The following is a 17199-nucleotide window of genomic DNA, read 5'->3' as shown; positions in this document are numbered from 1 at the left end:
CGGAGGCGCTCCATCCGCTTGTCGACCATCCGATTGTAAGACCGCCCTGTCGATAGCGCGTGATTCCACGTTGACTCGCCGCGCCGCAACTTTATTGCCGCCCCCGGGCCACGCGGTCCCAACGCCGCGCGTGCTCTCTGAAAGGAGAGAATACATGACTGACCAACCGACGCTCAAGCCTGAGCGTCCCTTCTTCTCGTCCGGGCCGACTGCCAAGCGCAAAGGCTGGTCCGCGTCAAATCTCAAAACCGAATCGCTCGGCCGATCGCACCGCAGCAGCCTCGGCAAGGCGCGGCTGAAATACGCCATCGACCTGTCGAAGGAGATGCTCGGCGTGCCGGAGGATTACCTCGTCGGCATTATGCCCGCGAGCGATACCGGCGCGCTCGAATGCGCGATGTGGACAATGCTGCGCCCCGATCGCCCGGCCACCGTGGCGGCCTGGGAAAGCTTCGGCAATGTCTGGATCCAAGATGCGGTCAAGCAGCTCAAGCTGCCCAAGCTGAACACGCTCGATGCCGATTACGGCCATATTCCGGACCTTGCGTCGATCCCGCAGGAGAACGATGTCGTCTTCACCTGGAACGGCACGACCTCGGGCGCGAAGATTCCGAACACCGACTGGCTGGCCGAAGGCCGCGAAGGCGTGACGATCAACGACGCGACCAGCGCCGTCTTCGCGCAGGAGATGGATTGGCCCAAGCTCGATGCCACGACCTATAGCTGGCAGAAGGTGATGGGATCGGAAGCGCAGCACGGGATGCTGATCCTCAGCCCCAAGGCGGTCGAGCGGATCGAGAGCTACGATCCCGAATGGCCGTTGCCCAAGTTGTTCCGTCTGAAGAAGGGCGGCAAGATCAACACCGGCATCTTCGAAGGCGCCACCATCAACACCCCGTCCATGCTGGCGACCGAGGATTACATCGACGCGCTCGAATGGGCGAAGGCGATGGGCGGGCGCAAGGCGATGTTCGAACGCGCCGACGCCAATGCCAAGATCGTTCTCGACTGGATCGAAGCGACGCCGTGGCTGCGCAACATGGTCCCCGATCCCGCGCAGCGCACCAATACGGGCGTCTGCTTCGTGTTTCAGGGCGATTGGTACGAAAGCCTCTCCGCCGAAGATCAGGCGGGCGTACCGAAAAAGATCGCGTCCATGCTCGAAAAGCTCGAAGTCGGATACGATTTCAACGGCTATCGCGACGCCCCGCCGAGCTTGCGCATCTGGTGCGGCGGCACGGTCGAAGAGGAGGATCTGAAGCGCCTCCTCCCGTGGATCGAGTGGGCTTACGAGCAGGTGAAGGCGGGCGCCTAGCCCGACCGCCTCTCCCCGCAGCGGGAGAGGAAAACCTTCTTAATTTTCAATCTTTTGAAGGGGCCGGGGCGGAGTATCTTTCCACCCGGTCTTCTCCCCTTGGAAGGGGGCGGAGTGTATCATGACCAAACCCAAAGTTCTCATCAGCGACAAGATGGACCCCAACGCCGCGCGCATTTTCGAAGAGCGCGGCTGCGACGTCGACGTAAAGCCGGGCATGACGCCCGAGGAACTCGCCGCCGTGATCGGCGAATATGACGGCCTCGCCATCCGTTCCGCCACCAAGGTGACGCCGGCGATCCTCGAGGCTGCGACCAATCTCAAGGTCGTGGGCCGCGCCGGCATCGGGGTGGACAATGTCGACATCCCCGCCGCCAGTTCGAAGGGCGTCGTGGTGATGAACACGCCTTTCGGCAATTCGATCACCACTGCCGAACACGCCATCGCCATGATGTTCGCGCTCGCCCGCCAGATTCCGGCAGCCGATGCGCGTACGCAGGCTGGCGAATGGCCCAAAAACGATTTCATGGGCGTCGAGGTGACGGGCAAGACGCTTGGCCTGATCGGGGCTGGCAATATCGGCTCGATCGTCGCCTTACGCGCGCTCGGTCTCAGGATGAAGGTGGTCGCCTTCGATCCGTTCCTGACGGCGGAACGCGCCATCGAGATCGGCGTCGAGAAGGTCGATCTCGACACGCTGCTGGCGCGCGCCGATTTCATCACGCTGCACACGCCGCTGACCGACGAGACGCGCAATATTCTCAGCCGCGAAAACCTCGCCAAGACCAAAAAGGGCGTGCGGATCGTCAATTGCGCGCGCGGCGGGCTGATCGACGAAGCGGCGCTGGCCGATGCGCTCGATAGCGGGCAGGTCGCGGGCGCGGCGCTCGACGTGTTCCAGACCGAACCGGCGAAGGAATCGCCCCTGTTCGGAAAGCCGAACTTCGTCTGCACCCCGCATCTGGGAGCCAGCACCACCGAAGCGCAGGTCAATGTCGCGCTTCAGGTCGCCGAACAGATGGCGGATTACCTGGTCAGTGGCGGTGTCACGAACGCGCTCAACATGCCTAGCCTTTCCGCCGAAGAGGCTCCGAAACTGCGGCCCTATATGGGCCTTGCCGAAAGCCTCGGCAGCCTGGTGGGCCAGCTGGCGCATGGCAATCTGACGCGCATCAGTATCGAGCGCGAGGGCGCGGCGGCCGCTCTGTCGGGCAAGCCGATCGAGGGCGCGGTGCTGGCAGGGCTGATGCGCCAGTATTCGGACACGGTGAACATGGTCAATGCGCCCTATCTCGCTAGGGAACGCGGGCTCGACATCCGCTCGATCCGGCACGAGACCGAAGGCGCGTACAACACTCTGTTGCGCGTGACCGTGGGTACCGAAAGCGGCGACCGTTCGGTTGCCGGCACGCTGTTCGGCAGCGACGCGCCGCGCCTGACCGAGATTTTCGGTGTGCGGATCGAAGCCGAACTGACCGGCCACATGCTCTATATCGTCAACGAGGACGCGCCCGGCTTCATCGGCCGGATCGGCTCTCTTCTTGGCGAGAACGGGATCAATATCGGGACCTTCCACCTGGGTCGCCGCGAAGCGGGCGGGGAAGCGGTGCTGCTGTTGAGCGTGGACCAGCCGATCCCGCAGGATGTGGTGAAAAAGGCCTGTGCGATCGAAGGGGTGCGCCGGGTCACGCCGCTGGCCTTCTGATCCTTCCGTCTTCCGACGGGGAGAATTTCGCCTTCCGCTCGTCCTCCGCGCCGATTAGGGGCGGGGCATGACCGACCAAGACGATCTTCTCCCCATCGGCCTCGAAGATGCTTTGCCCCAGCGTGCGGCTGCGATCACGCGGGCGATGCGCGCCGTGCTCGATACGATGGATAGCCACGGCTACGACCGGGTGCGCCCCCCGCTGATCGAGTTCGAGCATTCGCTCGCCGGGCGCATGCAGGGTGTCGCGACCCGGCGGATGGTGCGCTTTACCGATCCCGACAGCCTGCGCACGCTGGCCCTGCGCGGCGACATGACCGTGCAGGTCGGGCGCATCGCGGCAACGGGACTCGCCACTGCACCGAGGCCGCTCCGGCTCTGCTATGCGGGCGAAGTGGCTCTGCTCCGCGCCGATCAGCTCGATCCCGCCCGCCAGCGCCTCCAAATGGGCGCGGAACTCATCGGCAGCGATGCAGTGGCCGCAGCGAGCGAGGCGGTGTTGCTGGCGATCGCAAGTCTCGAGGCGGCAGGCCTCGCCGACATATCGGTCGATTTCACGCTGCCCGATCTGGTGGATGTGCTGGCCGACGGCGCATTCCCGCTCGATCCCTCGGCGCGCGAGGCGGTGCGGCGTGAACTGGACACCAAGGATGCGGGTGGACTCGCTGCGGCGGGCGGCCACGACTATCTGCCGCTTCTCTACGCGACCGGGCCGTTTTCGGAAGCGGCGGACAAGCTCAAGGCACTCGATGCGGGCGGCGAACTTGCCAGCCGGATCGAGGGGTTGGAGGCGATTGTCGAACGGATCGGATCGCGCGCCCGGATCACGTTGGACCCGACCGAGCGGCACGGTTTCGAATATCAGAGCTGGTTCGGTTTCACGATCTATGCGGCGGGCGCACGCAACGCGATCGGGCGCGGCGGCACTTATACGATCCGTGGCAGCGACGAGGCGGCCACAGGCTTCTCGCTCTATGCCGAGCCCTTGCTGGAAGCGTTGGGGAGCGCGGAGGGTGCGCCGCGCGACACACTATTCCTGCCGACCGACCACGATCCTTCGGTGGCGGCGCGGTTGCGCGCGATCGGCTGGCGCACCGTGGCGGCGATCGACGATGGTAATGACGCGCTTGCGCTCGGTTGCACGCATCGTCTCGATGGAAGCGAACCGGTAGCGCTCTAGCTCTCAGCCGGTCTTTCTGCCGCCGCCACACCCGATCTCATCGCGTGTGGCGAAGGAGACGGGTGCGTCGGCGTCCAGAATTGGAAGGGATCAGTTCAATTCTGCGGGGTGCGGACCCATGCGCCCATCATCGCTGTCGAGTGCGTCGATGCGGCTCATCTGATCGTCGCTCAGTTCGAAGTCGAGCGCTTCGAAATTGGCTTCGATATGCTTGCGGCTCGATGCCTTGGGGATCGGCACCAGTCCGTGCTGGAGATGCCAGCGCAGGATGACCGCGCTGTTCGGACGGCCGGTCTCTTCGGCGATCTTGGCGATCGCGTCATTGTCGAGGCCTTCGCCCTGGCCGAGCGGCGACCAGCTCTGCGTGACGATGCCGAGCTCTTCATGCACCTTGCGCAGTTCGCGCTGCTGGAAGCTGGGATGCAGTTCGATCTGGTTGAGCGCCGGAGTGACGCCGGTCTCGCCGATGATTGTGCGCAGATCTTCCTCGCGGAAGTTCGACACGCCGATGGACTTTGCCTTGCCTTCGTCGCGCAGCTCGATCAGCGCCTTCCAGGTTTCGACGAACAGGCCGTTATCGGGGCAGGGCCAGTGGATCAGCAGCATGTCGACATGCTCGCGCCCCAGACGATCAAGGCATTTCTGCGCGGCCTTCTTGGTCCGCTCGTACCCCTGGCTTTCGTTCCAGATCTTGGTCTGCAGGAAGATGTCGGACCAGTCGCCGATGCCCTTGCCGACGCCCTTTTCGTTTTCGTAGATCGCCGCCGTATCGATCAGCCAGTAGCCGACATCGAGCGCGGTCTTCACGATTTCGGGCGCGTCGCCTTCGTCGATCTTATACGTACCAAAGCCGAGTTGGGGAATCTGGCGCTCGTCGTTGAGAGTGAGAGTGGGATAGTCGGTCAAATTCTGTCTCCTTTCCCCATCAATGGCCGGGCCGCCCGGTTGTTTCCCGCGCTCTTGCCGCCACCGCCACTTGCCCCGCTCTGCCCCAGCGCCTAACGCCGCACGCGTTTGAGCACCTGAAGGAACGAGCGAGCGCATATGGCCAATGTTACCGTGATCGGTGCCCAGTGGGGCGACGAGGGCAAGGGCAAGATCGTCGACTGGCTGGCGAGCCGCGCCGATGCCGTGGTGCGTTTTCAGGGCGGCCACAATGCCGGCCACACGCTGGTGATCGACGGGACGACCTACAAGCTGTCGCTCCTGCCCAGCGGGATCGTTTCCGGCACGTTGAGCGTGATCGGCAATGGCGTCGTGCTCGATCCGTGGGCGCTTAAGTCCGAGATCGAGAAGCTCGAAGGCCAGGGCGTCACCATCACGGACGACAATTTCGCGATCGCCGACAATTGCGCGCTGATCCTGCCGCTGCACCGCGATCTGGACGGGCTGCGCGAAACCGCTGCGGGCAAGGGCAAGATCGGGACGACCGGGCGCGGGATCGGCCCGGCTTACGAAGACAAGGTCGGCCGCCGGGCGATCCGTGTGTGCGATCTGGCGCATCTGGACGATCTGGAGCCGCAGCTCGATCGCCTGTGCGCCCATCACGATGCCTTGCGCGCCGGATTCGATCAGGAACCGATCGACCGCGCCGCTCTGCTCGCCGAACTGCGCGAAATCGCCCCCTTCGTGCTGCAATACGCGCAGCCGGTGTGGAAGCGGCTGAAGAAGGTGAGGAAAGCGGGCGCGAAAATCCTGTTCGAAGGCGCGCAGGGCGTGCTTCTCGATATCGACCACGGCACCTATCCCTTCGTCACCAGCTCCAACACCGTCAGCGGCACGGCGGCGGCGGGCAGCGGCCTTGGACCGAACGCGACCGGCTTCGTGCTGGGGATCGTCAAGGCCTACACCACACGCGTCGGCAGCGGCCCGTTCCCGACCGAATTGACCGACGAGATCGGCCAGCGTCTGGGCGATCGGGGCCATGAATTCGGCACCGTCACCGGTCGCCAGCGCCGGGTGGGCTGGTTCGATGCGGTGATCGTGCGCCAGAGCTGTTCGATCAGCGGCGTGACCGGCATCGCGCTCACCAAGATCGACGTGCTCGACGGGCTGGACGAAGTGAAGATCTGCACCGGCTATCGCCTGCGCGGACAGGTCTACGATTACCTGCCGAGCCATGCGGCGGATCAGGCGGCGGTGCAGCCGATCTACGAAACGATGGAAGGCTGGAAGGAAAGCACCGCGGGCGCGCGCAGCTTCGCCGATCTGCCTGCCAATGCGATCAAATATATCCAGCGTATCCAGGAACTGATCGAAACGCCGGTTGCGCTGGTTTCGACCAGCCCGGAACGCGACGACACGATCCTGATGCGTGACCCGTTCGAGGATTGAAACCTTCGGGATTGACGACATTGCAAGCATGAGGGGCTAGGACGGAATCATGCGCTTCCTCGCCCCTCTTTCGTTGCTGCTTGCAGTCCTCGCTGGCGCTCCGACTTTGGCCCAGCAGGCGCGAGCGGGAGAAAAGGCCGATCTGGTCGTGGTCGACAAGTCGGAACGCACTCTGTGGGTCTATCAGGATGGCAAGGCGATCCGTACCTATCGCGGCCTCCAGTTCGGCGACGCGCCACGGGGGCACAAGCGTTTCCAGGGTGACGAAAAGACGCCCGAGGGCCGCTACACGCTCGATTACGCCAATCCCCAGTCGAGCTATTATCTCAGCCTCCACGTCTCATACCCCAATGCGCAGGATCGCGCCTATGCGCAGGCGCGCGGGCGTTCACCCGGCGGCGATATCTTCATTCACGGCCAGCCCAACGGCATGCCCTTCGACGAGAGGGTGGAGGGCGACTGGACCGACGGGTGCATTGCACTCTCGAACCGCGAGATCGCCGAGATCTGGAGCCTGGTGCCCGACGGGACGCCGATCCATATCAGGCCGTGAGGAGCCGATAGGTCCAGAATGGACCTCCTCCATTCTTGACATAACCCGGTTTTGTTCTACTTCCGTTTCGTCGTTGAACGGAGAGCAATGCATGGCGCAACTGGCCTATCTGATCGATGCGGAATCCGATTCGCCGGGTGGTTCGGGCCGTGCGCCATTGGCCGCGCGTAGCCTGTCGCTGTTCGGTTCCGATACCGCGCGGCTGCGTCGGATCGCGGAGGATGCGCGGCTCGCCGGGCTGGCGGTTCAGGCCATGCGCGCGCTGTCATGCCTGAACGACGATACAGGCGGCCTACTGGGCGATATCGTGGCGGTCGATGCGCCGGTTCTATCCGCAGCGGAGATGGCCGCTCTGGTCCGGCTGGACGAGCGGGTCGCAAGGGCGGGCGCGCAGTTGATCGTGTTGACGAGCGAGGCGGCGCTGGAGGACGTTTTCGGCTGCCTCGAACGCTCGCATCCGCAGATCGTGATCGGCGGTCGCCAGTCGGAAGGGCTGATCGCCCTGGGCGCGGCGCTGGCGCGGCTTCCCGGTCGCCGTGTGCGCGAAATGGACGAGGAGGACCGGCTGGCCTTCCTCAAGCTTACCGAACAATTGGGGCGCCTGTCCGACCGGCTGGACCGCTTCGAAAGCGGCGCCGCGCGGCTCGAATCGCCCGCGCTGGGCTTCCGTGGTGAAAGCGGCGATGCCCGCCGCCGAACGCGCCCGGCGCTGCCCGATGCGCGGCTGGTGCACCGCATCATGCACCAGCGCCGCCTGCGCGAGAAATTCCTGGGCGCCGATCTCTTCGCCGATCCGGCGTGGGATATCCTGCTCGACCTTACTGCCGCGCGGGTCGAACATCGCCGCGTTTCGGTGACATCCCTGTGCATCGCCGCAGGCGTTCCGCCGACAACGGCTCTGCGCTGGATCGGTCAGATGATCGATAGCGGCCTGCTGGTGCGCGAACAGGACGATCAGGACCGCCGCCGTGCCTTCATCGACCTGAGCGAGGAAGGTGCCGCAGCCATGGCGCGCTATTTCGACGCGCTGGAAGGCGAGGGCAGTCAGCTTAGCTGAGGCAAAGGGCTGGATCGGCTCAGGCGTCGGATGCCTGAAAATGCAGAACGACCGTCAGACCGTCCCCGTCCTGCGCCTCCGACCAGTCATCCGATAGCACACGCTCCGCGTCGGCACGTGCTCTGACGAGGATCGCTTCGGGTATATCTCGCGGATGCACCACGCGGTCTGCGGTGCCGAGCAGGCGTGCCTGGCGCAAGGTAAGGTCGTCGGGATCGGTGCTCGTCAACGCGATGTCCACCGTTCCGACTGCGCCCGCGCCGCCTTCTTCCGACAGCCAGCTTGCAACGCGTTCGGCGGATCCTGCATCCATCGGATCGAGCACACCGCCGCTTGCCAGGGCCTTGTCGAGCGATCGCCGCCGCTCGCCGCCATCGGGCCAGCGATCGCGCATCGCCTGCTTCGCTTCGCCGAGCCGCGTGGCCAGATCGCCGAGCGAGGCGGGCAGCATCCGTTCGAGCGCCAGCCGCAATTGCTTGGCGAGGCCTGCTGACGCGCCGCCCGTCGCCACCGCAATCGTTATCGGACCTCGTTCGAGCACGCTGGGAAGCGTGAAATCGCACAGATCCGGCCTGTCTGCGACATTCACCAGCAGGCCCAGCCGCTTCAGCCGCAGCGTCGCCGCCTCCGCCTCGCGTTCGTCCTCCAGCGCCACGAAGCCCAGCCGCGCCTGATGCGCTTCCGCCTCGCTCACGCAGGTTCCGCCCGCGCGTTCAACCAGCCGCCGCTTCGCATCCGCCATCGCGCCCGCGCCCACCAGGACGATCCGGGCGCTTTCGAGCCGGTGCAGCAGCGGCAATCCGTTCACGTCAGCCAGTCCGGCACGCGCTCGGCTTCCATGATCGCGGCGGGTGCGATCCGGTCGGCCACCACGGCGTAGCGATCGCCGTCCACCAGCACTTCTGGCACGAAGCCGCGCGAATTGTAACTCGACGCCATGGTCGCCCCATAGGCGCCTGCGCTGCGGAACACGGCGAGATCGCCCGCCGCCAACGCGTCGCAGTCGCGGTCCATCGCGAAAGTGTCACCGGTCTCGCAGATCGGGCCGACGATATGGGCGGTGGTGCGCGTCCCGTCGGGGGCGACCGCGTCGAAATCGTGCCACGCGCCGTACATGGCGGGGCGGGCGAGATCGTTCATCGCGGCGTCGACCACCACGAAGGGCGGGCCGTTGCCGCTGCGCTTCGATCGGATCACGCGGGTCAGCAGCACGCCCGCATTGGCCGCGATCACCCGGCCTGGTTCGAACATCAGCCGCACGTCCCAATCCTTCGTCACGCGCGCCACCATTGCGCCGTATTCGGCGGGGCTGGGCGGCGTTTCCTCCGCACGATAGCTGACGCCGAGGCCTCCGCCGAGATCGGCGTGCGTGACCGAACAGCCGCGGGCGCGAAGATCGGCGATGAGCGCACCCAGTTTGACGAAGGCGATTTCGAGCGGTTCGAGGCTCTGCAACTGGCTGCCGATATGGACGGCGATACCGCGCATATCGAGCCCGTCTTCCCCGGCGAGCGCGGCATAGAGCTGGGCGGCACGGTCATAGGGAACGCCGAACTTGTTCTCGCTTTTGCCGGTGGAGATCTTTTCGTGCGTACCGGCATCGACATCCGGATTGACGCGCAGCGCGCAACGCGCCGTCACGCCCTGGCGGCGCGCGATCGCGGCGAGCTCGTACCCCTCTTCCTCGCTTTCGATGTTGAATTGCCCGATCCCGGCTTCGAGTCCCTGGAGCAGTTCGGCGTGCGTCTTTCCGACACCGCTGAAGACGATATCTTCCGGCTTCATGCCCGCCGCCAGAGCGCGCGCCAATTCGCCGCCGGAGACCACGTCCGCTCCGTAGCCCTCGTTCGCGAGGACGCGCAGGACGGCGAGATTGGGGTTCGATTTGACGGCGAATGCGATGTGCGGATTGTCGAGCGCGCTCAGCCCGTCGCGGAACACGCGGGCGTGGCGGACCAGAGTGGCGCGCGAATAGACATAGACGGGGGTGCCGACCTCTTCGGCGATCCTGGGGAGCGGTACGTCCTCGGCGTGGAGGATGCCGTCGCGAAGCTGAAAGTGATCCATATTCGGCGCCTCTGGCGAAGCTTCGCGCCGCTGTCGAGCAAGCCTTGCTTCGCCCCGGGAAATCCCCTCGCTACAAAATGGTGGTGAGCATCATTCCGGCGGCAGGTCGAAGGGATCGTCCTCGCGCTCTTCGCTGCGACGGCGCAGCTCCACGCTGCGTTCCGGTGCCGCCTGCGGATCGAGTTCGAGCAGATCCTCGGCCTCGGGCCGTTCCGCCGTCCCGTAAGGGGCGGGCGGCAGGCTTTCGCCCGGCGGCGGTTCGAGCGCGGCCTGCTGGCCGCACGCGGCGAGCAATCCGGCTCCGGCAAGGACGAACAGGCTGCGCATCATGTCTCCATCCCCAGATCCGAGCGCGCTTCGGCGACCCGTGCCCGTACCTGATCGGGCGCGGTACCGCCATAGGATGCGCGCGCGGCGACCGAAGCATCGACCGACAGGGCATCGAACACGCGGGCATCGATGCGCCTATCGATATCCTGCAAATCCGCGAGGGGGAGAGCATCCAGCGCCACCCCACGGCTTTCGGCCAGCTTCACGGCGGCGCCTGTGATGTGGTGCGCTTCGCGGAACGGAATGTCCGCCTCGCGCACCAGCCAGTCGGCAAGATCGGTGGCGGTGGCAAAGCCCATTTCCGCCGCCTGCCGCATCCGTTCGGTCTTGAACTCGCTGTCGGCGATCATCCCCGCCGTGGCGGCAAGGCACAGGTCGAGCAGGCCCGCCGCTTCGAACACGGGCGGCTTGTCGTCCTGCATGTCCTTGGAATAGGCGAGCGGAAGGCCCTTCATCGTCACCATCAGCGATGTCGCGCAGCCGATGATCCGCCCGGCATGGCCGCGCACCAGCTCGGCCGCGTCGGGATTCTTTTTCTGCGGCATGATCGAGCTACCTGTCGAAAGCGTATCGGGCAGGCGCACGAAGCCGAAGGGCTGGCTGGCCCACAGGATCAGCTCTTCGGCGAGGCGCGAGAGGTGGATCGCGCACTGGCTGGCGGCGGCGAGGTAATCCATCGCGAAATCGCGGTCCGATACCGCGTCGAGGCTGTTGCGCGTGGGCTTTGCGAAATCGAGCGCCTGCGCAGTCGCATCGCGATCGATCGGAAAGCCCGTTCCGGCCAGAGCCGCACTGCCCAGCGGGCATTCGTCCATCCGCGCCCGCGCGTCCGCAAAGCGGCTGCGATCGCGCCGCGCCATCTCGTAATACGCCATCAGATGGTGGCCGAGCGTGACGGGTTGCGCGGTCTGCAAATGGGTGAAGCCGGGCATGATGCTGGCGGCGTGTTCATTGGCGCGCGTGACCAGCGCACGCTGGAGCGCCTCGAGCCCCGCCTCGGCCCGCGCGCACGCTTCGCGCACCCAGAGGCGGAAATCGGTCGCAACCTGATCGTTGCGGCTGCGCGCAGTGTGGAGCCGCCCGGCGGCAGGCCCGATGAGGTCCGACAGGCGCGATTCCACCGTCATGTGGATATCCTCGAGATCCCAATCCTCGGGCACCCCGTCGCGCTCGTATTCCTCGGCTATCCGGACCAGGCCTGCATCGATCGTCCCGGCGTCCTCGCGCGAGACGATGCCCTGATCCGCCAGCATGGCGACATGGGCGCGGCTGCCCGCGATGTCCTGCCGCCAGAGTGCCTTGTCGAACGGGATCGAAGCGTTGATTTCGCGCATGATCGCGCTAGGCCCGGCAGCGAACCTGCCGCCCCACATCGCATTGGAGCCCGCCTTGTCCGCTTTTTCGCGTTCGTCCTCGCTCACACTCGCTCTCGTTCTGTTAGCCGGTCTGGGCGGTTGCGATAGGGATAGCGCCGAACCGGCGCAAGAAACTCCCGCCACCACGTCCGCCGCGCCGAGCGGAGAAATCGACCGCAGCCAGGCGGGGCAGCTGATGCCTGCGGTCAATCTGACGCACCCTGATGGCCGCACGCTCAATCTGGGCGCGCTTCAAGGCCAGCCCGTTCTGCTGAACCTGTGGGCGACCTGGTGCGCGCCCTGCGTCAAGGAGATGCCCCTGCTTGATGATCTGGCGAGCGATTACGACGGCGATCTGCGCGTCCTCGTCGCGAGCCAGGATTTGCAAGGCGCCGAAGTCGTCGAGCCGTTCTTCGCCGAACGGAATTTCGCTTATCTCGAACCGTGGCTCGACACCGAAACCGCCTTGAGCTTCGCGCTGTCGGGCAATCTGCCGACCACGGTGCTCTACGATGCGAACGGGCGCGAGATATGGCGTGTGACCGGCGATCTCGACTGGGCGGATCCCGAAGTACGCGCTGCGATCGATGATGCGATCTCTGGGGCGAACGGTGGAGAGAACTGACCTGAGGGGATATGGTGGGCGCTGACGGGTTCGAACCGCCGACCCTCTCGGTGTAAACGAGATGCTCTACCAACTGAGCTAAGCGCCCGCTTTCCGATCGGAAGCGTGCCGTGCACATAGCGCGGCGGACATGAAATGCAATTGCCCGGTTCGGGCACCGAATTTTAGGGCACAGACATGACGACCAGGCTCACCGTCCTCGCCACCGGCGGCACCATTGCCGGGATCGCGGGCTCCGCGATTGCCAAGGATTATCGCGCAGGCGAAATCGGAATCGACGCCTATCTCGAAGATGTCGGTGCCCTGGGATTGGAAGCGGACCTGTCCGGACGCCAGATCGCGAATATCGATTCGGCGGATATCGGACCCGATGTCTGGATCCCGCTTCACGAGGCCATTCTCGAAGCGCTCGCCAGCGAGACATGCCAGGGCGTGATCGTGACGCATGGGACCGACACGCTGGAAGAGACCGCCTTCCTGCTCGACCTGACGCTGCCTGCGACCAAGCCCGTCGTTTTGGTCGGCGCGATGCGGCCTGCCGATGCGGTGGGGTATGACGGCTTGCGCAATTTCGCCAATGCGGTGCGGGTGGCGAGCGATCCGCAGGCTGCGGGGCGCGGTGTGCTGGTGGTTATGGGGGATCGCGTCTTCGCCGCGCGCGACGTGCGCAAGGTGAGGACGCGCGGTTCGGAAGCGTTCCGCGGCTTCCCGCGCGAATCGCTCGGCCTGGTCAGCCCCTCCGCGCTCGAATGGTTCGGCGCGCCCTGGCGCCCCGGCGCGGCGGCGCGCTTCGCCTGGGTGGACGAATTACCCGAAGTGGCGGTGATCCATGCTCATGCCGGGCTGACGGGCGAAGCGGTCGAGCGGATGGTGGGCACGGCGGCCCGCGGCGTGGTGATGGCGGGCGTTGGCGAGGGGAACTTCCCCGAAGCCGTGCGCGCGGCCTTACGCCGGATGCGGGATTGCGGCGTGTTCGTGGTGCGCGCCAGTCGCGCGGAAGAGGGGCTGGTGGACCGCGAGCCGGACGACGATAGCAACGGCTTCGTCGCCGCGCGCGCGCTCAACCCGCAGAAAGCGCGCCTGCTCTTGCAGGTGCTGATCGCGAACGAGGTCACCGACCTCGTCGCGATCCAGCGCGCTTTCGACGGGAATTGACCGATCGGGTTCAGGCCCCCGATCAGGCCTGCGGCGTGACCAGATATTTCTCGCCGGTCTTCATCTGGCGATAATCGAGGATCGCGTCCTTCGTCAGCATATCTTCGAGCGAGACCTTTTTCTTGTAGGAGCTGGCGAAGGTCGTCGTCAGATTGTCGAGCACGCGCTGGCGCATCCGCATCACGCGCTCCATGCCCGCATTCTGGAGGAACGGAGTCAGCAGCCAGCCCGACAGCGTCCAACCGAAACCATAGCTCGGCGTCAGCGTGGTAGGCCCCATGTCGAGACGACCGTAGATGAACATCCGCTTCTGCTGGTTCGACCCGTAGCGCGAATATTCGGTCATCTTGGCGACCGCGACCTGCTCCATCGCCTTGAAGCACTGATCGACCATCTTGCCGCCGCCGATGGGATCGAAGCCGTAGAAGGCATCCGTCGCGTCGATCGCGTCGCGCAGCTGAGCGGCGAAATCGCCTTCCGAGGAATCGACGACGTATTCGGCGCCCTGGTCTTTCAGCATCTGCGCCTGATCGGGCTTGCGCACGATATTGACGAGCTTGATGCCGTCTTCCTGGCAGATGCGGTTGAGCATCTGGCCGAGATTGGACGCGCCGACGGTGTGGAGGATGGCGTTCTGCCCATCCATCTTGGCATTCTCGGCGAAGCCAAGGGCCGTCATCGGATTGACGAAGCTCGACGCGCCTTCTTCCGCGCTGTGATCGCCCAGCGGCAGGCACATCGTAGCATCCGCGATCGCGTATTCGCTGAAGGCGGTGCCGGGGACGCAGGCGACCCGTTGGCCCATCAGCGCCTTCGCCATGTCGCCATCGCCCGTGGCGACCACGGTGCCCGCGCCTTCATTGCCGGCCGGCAGCCGCTGGCCATGGCGCGCCTTGCTTCCCGAATTGAACGGTTCGGGCATTTTGGCCACGACCTTGCCGGGCGAATAGTCCGCATTCTCGAAATCGGCAGCGCCGGTCAGGATGGCGAGGTCCGACGGATTGATCGGTGCGGCCTCCATCTTGACGAGGACCTGATTGTCCTTGGGTTCGGGGAATGTGCTTTCCGCGATTTCGAGCGTGAGCGTGCCGTCCGCTTCGAGCGTGGTGAAGAGTTGCTTGCCTGTCGTGGTCATCCTTGGGTCTCCTTTTGCCCCTCGCCTAGGGTGCCGTATCCGGTGACACAAGCGGAGCGGGATAATCCGCCCGCACGAAATAGAGCCCGTGCGGCGGAGCGTTCAGCCCCAGCGCCTGGCGATCGCGCGCCGCCAGCGCCTCGCCGACGCGGGCTTCGTCCCACCGCCCCATGCCGACGAGAGCGAGGCATCCCACCATCGAGCGTACCTGGTGATGCAGGAAGCTGCGCGCCTCGGCATGGATGCGAACTTCCTCTCCGTCCCGCTCGACAGCCAGCCGGTCGAGCGTCTTGACCGGACTGTCCGACTGGCAATGGACTGATCGGAAGGTGGTGAAATCGTGCAAGCCGACCAGCGTCTGTGCGGCGCGGTGCATGGCTGCCGCGTCGAGATCCTGCGGCACCTGCCACAGACGGTCCTTCTCCAGCGTTAGCGGCGCGCGCCGGTTGGCGATGCGATAGACATAGGCGCGGCCCGTACAGGAAAAGCGGGCATGCCAATCGTCGGGCACCACTTCGCAGTGCGTCACTGCGATCGGATCGGGGCGTAGATGTGCGTTCAGCGCCTCCATCAGGCGGAAGGGCGTGATGTCCTTCGCGATATCGACATGGCTGCGCATGGCGAGCGCGTGGACGCCTGCATCGGTGCGGCCCGCGCTGTGCATCCGCACTTCCTCGCCTGTCACGCGCATTGCGGCTTCTTCGACGGCCCGCTGGACGCTCGGCCCATCCTTCTGGCGCTGGAGCCCGAAGAAGGGTGTTCCGTCGAATTCGAGAGTGAGAGCGAAGCGGGTCATGCGGTCAGTCGAAAATGGTCCCCGCGGCCACTTTGTTTCCTCGCAGGAAAGTCTCGAGATCCATCTTCGGCTTGCCCGCGCGCTGCAATTCGAGGGGGCGGATCGCCCCTTCGCCGCATGCGATCGTCAGCTGCGCGTCCAGCACCTCGCCCGGCGATCCCTCGCCATCGACCTTTTCGGCACGCAGCACCTTCACCCGGTCGCCGTCCAGTTCGAACCACGCGCCGGGGAAGGGCGACAATCCGTGGATCTGCCGCACCACTTCTTCCGCCGGGCGCGACCAGTGGATCCGCGCCTCGCTCTTGTCGATCTTCGCGGCATAGGTCGCCTTGTCGTCGTCCTGCTCCAGCGGATGCAGCGCGGCGAGATCGATCAGCGTGCCGACCATCAATTGCGCGCCGATCTCGGCCAGTTCCTCGGTCAGCTCGCCGGTCGTCTTGTCCTCGACCGGCGTCCTGGCAAAGGCCAGCATCGGCCCGGTGTCGAGGCCCGCTTCCATCTGCATGATGGTGACGCCGGTCACCGGATCGCCAGCCATGATCGCGCGGTGGATCGGCGCGGCGCCGCGCCATTTCGGCAGGATCGAGGCGTGGACGTTGAGGCAGCCGTGTTCGGGCGCGTCGAGCACCGCCTTCGGCAGGATCAACCCATAGGCCGCGACTACGGCCACATCCGCGTCCAGTTCGGCGAAGTGTGCCTGTTCCTCGGCGGATTTGAGCGAGGTCGGATGGCGCACCTCGATCCCCAGATCCTCCGCGCGGCTTTGGACCGGCGAAGGCGTCAATTCGCGCCCGCGCCGTCCGCCGGGGCGGGGCGGCTGGGTGTAGACGCACACCACATCGTGCGCGGCATCGACCAGCGCCTGCAATGTCGGCACCGCGAAATCGGGCGTTCCCATGAAGATTATGCGCATGGCGGAGGGCGGAGCCTTTCTCTGTTCGTTCCGGGCCCCTATCTACAGGGCCATGGCATCGCAAGAAATCGAAACGCTCGCCACGGCGCTGGCGCGCCTGCCGGGTCTTGGGCCGCGCAGCGCGCGCCGCGCCGTTCTGTGGCTGGTCAAGCGGCGCGAAAGCGCGCTGCCGGCCCTGCTTGAGGCCTTGGCGCAGGTCGGCGAGGCGCTGGTCGAATGCGACATCTGCGGCAATGTCGATACGCGCAATCCCTGCGGCATCTGCTCCGATCCGCGCCGCGATGCGAAATCGCTCTGCGTGGTGGAGGATGTGGCGGACCTTTGGGCGCTCGACCGGGCGAAGCTGTTCACCGGGACCTATCACGTGCTGGGCGGGCGCCTGTCCGCGCTCGACGGTGTGCGGCCCGAAGATCTCAACATCGCCGCGCTGATGCAGCGGATCGAAGCGGGCGGGGTGGACGAAGTGGTCCTCGCCATGAATGCCACGCTGGAGGGGCAGACCACCGCGCATTACCTCGCCGAACGGCTGGAGGATTTTCCGCTGCGAATCACCCAATTGGCGCACGGCCTGCCCGTCGGGGGCGAGCTGGACTATCTCGACGAGGGCACTCTGGCGCAGGCTTTGCGCGCGCGGCGACCCGTCTCTTGAGAATCGCGCGGGTCGCGCTTATCTGACGCC

General features: G+C 65.5%; 17 protein-coding genes and 1 tRNA gene. 9 read left to right on the top strand and 9 right to left on the bottom strand.

Annotated elements, in window-relative coordinates; translation table 11 throughout:
• Positions 1 to 154 precede the first annotated feature (154 nt).
• The 3 genes from J7347_RS06800 (at position 155) to J7347_RS06790 (ending at position 4200) form a co-directional block, all read left to right on the top strand.
• Complete coding sequence (locus J7347_RS06800) at positions 155 to 1315, top strand: phosphoserine transaminase (RefSeq protein ID WP_209161434.1); 1161 nt, start codon at positions 155 to 157, stop codon at positions 1313 to 1315.
• 121 nt (positions 1316 to 1436) lie between these two features.
• Positions 1437 to 3020, top strand: a complete 1584-nt coding sequence (gene serA / locus J7347_RS06795) for a phosphoglycerate dehydrogenase (protein ID WP_209161433.1) — start codon at positions 1437 to 1439, stop codon at positions 3018 to 3020.
• A gap of 67 nt (positions 3021 to 3087) precedes the next feature.
• Positions 3088 to 4200, top strand: a complete 1113-nt coding sequence (locus J7347_RS06790) for an ATP phosphoribosyltransferase regulatory subunit (protein WP_209161432.1) — start codon at positions 3088 to 3090, stop codon at positions 4198 to 4200.
• Between the two features lie 90 nt (positions 4201 to 4290).
• Here J7347_RS06790 and J7347_RS06785 read toward each other — a convergent pair whose 3' ends face one another.
• Positions 4291 to 5106 (bottom strand): aldo/keto reductase, encoded by an 816-nt coding sequence (locus tag J7347_RS06785; protein WP_209161431.1) that lies wholly within the window; start codon positions 5104 to 5106, stop codon positions 4291 to 4293.
• Positions 5107 to 5244: 138 nt separating this feature from the next.
• Here J7347_RS06785 and J7347_RS06780 point away from each other — a divergent pair, with 138 nt between their 5' ends.
• From J7347_RS06780 to J7347_RS06770, 3 genes are all read left to right on the top strand, one after another.
• Positions 5245 to 6534, top strand: a complete 1290-nt coding sequence (locus tag J7347_RS06780; protein WP_209161430.1) for an adenylosuccinate synthase — start codon at positions 5245 to 5247, stop codon at positions 6532 to 6534.
• Between the two features lie 49 nt (positions 6535 to 6583).
• On the top strand, positions 6584 to 7087 hold the full coding sequence (locus J7347_RS06775; RefSeq protein WP_209161429.1) for a L,D-transpeptidase family protein: 504 nt from the start codon (positions 6584 to 6586) through the stop codon (positions 7085 to 7087).
• Positions 7088 to 7178: 91 nt separating this feature from the next.
• A complete protein-coding gene (locus J7347_RS06770) occupies positions 7179 to 8144 on the top strand; it encodes a winged helix DNA-binding protein (protein ID WP_209161428.1) in 966 nt (321 codons plus the stop codon).
• A gap of 19 nt (positions 8145 to 8163) precedes the next feature.
• On the opposite strand, the gene J7347_RS06765 is transcribed toward J7347_RS06770, so the two are convergent.
• From J7347_RS06765 to argH, 4 genes are all read right to left on the bottom strand, one after another.
• Positions 8164 to 8952 carry an NAD(P)-dependent oxidoreductase gene (locus J7347_RS06765; protein ID WP_348521582.1) on the bottom strand — a complete coding sequence of 263 codons (789 nt, stop codon included), beginning with the start codon at positions 8950 to 8952 and terminating at the stop codon, positions 8164 to 8166.
• Entirely contained in the window at positions 8949 to 10211 is a 1263-nt protein-coding gene (gene lysA, locus J7347_RS06760; protein ID WP_209161427.1) for a diaminopimelate decarboxylase, read from the bottom strand. Before lysA ends, J7347_RS06765 begins: the two co-directional genes overlap by 4 nt.
• 90 nt (positions 10212 to 10301) lie before the next feature.
• Entirely contained in the window at positions 10302 to 10538 is a 237-nt protein-coding gene (locus tag J7347_RS06755; RefSeq protein ID WP_156502117.1) for a hypothetical protein, read from the bottom strand.
• Positions 10538 to 11914, bottom strand: a complete 1377-nt coding sequence (gene argH / locus J7347_RS06750; RefSeq protein WP_209161426.1) for an argininosuccinate lyase — start codon at positions 11912 to 11914, stop codon at positions 10538 to 10540. The genes J7347_RS06755 and argH overlap by 1 nt, the downstream gene beginning before the upstream one ends.
• Positions 11915 to 11930: 16 nt before the next feature.
• Between argH and J7347_RS06745 the strand changes: the two genes are divergently transcribed.
• Positions 11931 to 12521 (top strand): TlpA disulfide reductase family protein, encoded by a 591-nt coding sequence (locus J7347_RS06745; RefSeq protein ID WP_245173891.1) that lies wholly within the window; start codon positions 11931 to 11933, stop codon positions 12519 to 12521.
• A 12-nt stretch (positions 12522 to 12533) separates the two neighbouring features.
• Here J7347_RS06745 and J7347_RS06740 read toward each other — a convergent pair.
• Positions 12534 to 12609: transfer RNA gene (locus J7347_RS06740), tRNA-Val, on the bottom strand.
• A gap of 89 nt (positions 12610 to 12698) precedes the next feature.
• Between J7347_RS06740 and J7347_RS06735 the strand changes: the two genes are divergently transcribed.
• Positions 12699 to 13676 carry an asparaginase gene (locus J7347_RS06735; protein WP_209161424.1) on the top strand — a complete coding sequence of 326 codons (978 nt, stop codon included), beginning with the start codon at positions 12699 to 12701 and terminating at the stop codon, positions 13674 to 13676.
• A gap of 22 nt (positions 13677 to 13698) precedes the next feature.
• On the opposite strand, the gene J7347_RS06730 is transcribed toward J7347_RS06735, so the two are convergent.
• The 3 genes from J7347_RS06730 to fmt are packed head-to-tail and all read right to left on the bottom strand — an operon-like array spanning position 13699 to position 16520.
• On the bottom strand, positions 13699 to 14811 hold the full coding sequence (locus tag J7347_RS06730; protein WP_209161423.1) for a zinc-binding dehydrogenase: 1113 nt from the start codon (positions 14809 to 14811) through the stop codon (positions 13699 to 13701).
• A 25-nt stretch (positions 14812 to 14836) separates the two neighbouring features.
• Positions 14837 to 15607, bottom strand: coding sequence for a tRNA pseudouridine(38-40) synthase TruA (gene truA, locus J7347_RS06725; protein WP_209161422.1), 771 nt, complete (start codon positions 15605 to 15607; stop codon positions 14837 to 14839).
• A gap of 4 nt (positions 15608 to 15611) precedes the next feature.
• Positions 15612 to 16520, bottom strand: coding sequence for a methionyl-tRNA formyltransferase (gene fmt / locus J7347_RS06720; protein ID WP_209161421.1), 909 nt, complete (start codon positions 16518 to 16520; stop codon positions 15612 to 15614).
• 52 nt (positions 16521 to 16572) lie between these two features.
• Between fmt and recR the strand changes: the two genes are divergently transcribed.
• The gene (recR, locus tag J7347_RS06715) at positions 16573 to 17169 is read left to right on the top strand and encodes a recombination mediator RecR (protein ID WP_067683606.1); all 597 of its coding nucleotides are present in this window, start codon (positions 16573 to 16575) and stop codon (positions 17167 to 17169) included.
• The last annotated feature ends 30 nt before the right edge of the window (positions 17170 to 17199 follow it).

The organism is Erythrobacter sp. A6_0 (assembly GCF_017744235.1).
Taxonomy (GTDB): domain Bacteria; phylum Pseudomonadota; class Alphaproteobacteria; order Sphingomonadales; family Sphingomonadaceae; genus Qipengyuania.
The sequence above is the reverse complement of the archived record's forward strand: the minus strand, read 5'-3'. Positions and strand labels throughout refer to the sequence as shown.

Coding starts and splice junctions, on each gene's coding strand:
- J7347_RS06800 (WP_209161434.1), top strand. CDS start 155: ATGACTGACCAACCGACGCTCAAGCCTGAGCGTCCCTTCTTCTCGTCC.
- lysA (WP_209161427.1), bottom strand. CDS start 10,211: ATGGATCACTTTCAGCTTCGCGACGGCATCCTCCACGCCGAGGACGTA.
- J7347_RS06755 (WP_156502117.1), bottom strand. CDS start 10,538: ATGCGCAGCCTGTTCGTCCTTGCCGGAGCCGGATTGCTCGCCGCGTGC.
- argH (WP_209161426.1), bottom strand. CDS start 11,914: ATGTGGGGCGGCAGGTTCGCTGCCGGGCCTAGCGCGATCATGCGCGAA.
- J7347_RS06735 (WP_209161424.1), top strand. CDS start 12,699: ATGACGACCAGGCTCACCGTCCTCGCCACCGGCGGCACCATTGCCGGG.
- fmt (WP_209161421.1), bottom strand. CDS start 16,520: ATGCGCATAATCTTCATGGGAACGCCCGATTTCGCGGTGCCGACATTG.
- J7347_RS06775 (WP_209161429.1), top strand. CDS start 6,584: ATGCGCTTCCTCGCCCCTCTTTCGTTGCTGCTTGCAGTCCTCGCTGGC.
- serA (WP_209161433.1), top strand. CDS start 1,437: ATGACCAAACCCAAAGTTCTCATCAGCGACAAGATGGACCCCAACGCC.
- J7347_RS06730 (WP_209161423.1), bottom strand. CDS start 14,811: ATGACCACGACAGGCAAGCAACTCTTCACCACGCTCGAAGCGGACGGC.
- J7347_RS06770 (WP_209161428.1), top strand. CDS start 7,179: ATGGCGCAACTGGCCTATCTGATCGATGCGGAATCCGATTCGCCGGGT.
- J7347_RS06790 (WP_209161432.1), top strand. CDS start 3,088: ATGACCGACCAAGACGATCTTCTCCCCATCGGCCTCGAAGATGCTTTG.
- truA (WP_209161422.1), bottom strand. CDS start 15,607: ATGACCCGCTTCGCTCTCACTCTCGAATTCGACGGAACACCCTTCTTC.
- J7347_RS06780 (WP_209161430.1), top strand. CDS start 5,245: ATGGCCAATGTTACCGTGATCGGTGCCCAGTGGGGCGACGAGGGCAAG.
- recR (WP_067683606.1), top strand. CDS start 16,573: ATGGCATCGCAAGAAATCGAAACGCTCGCCACGGCGCTGGCGCGCCTG.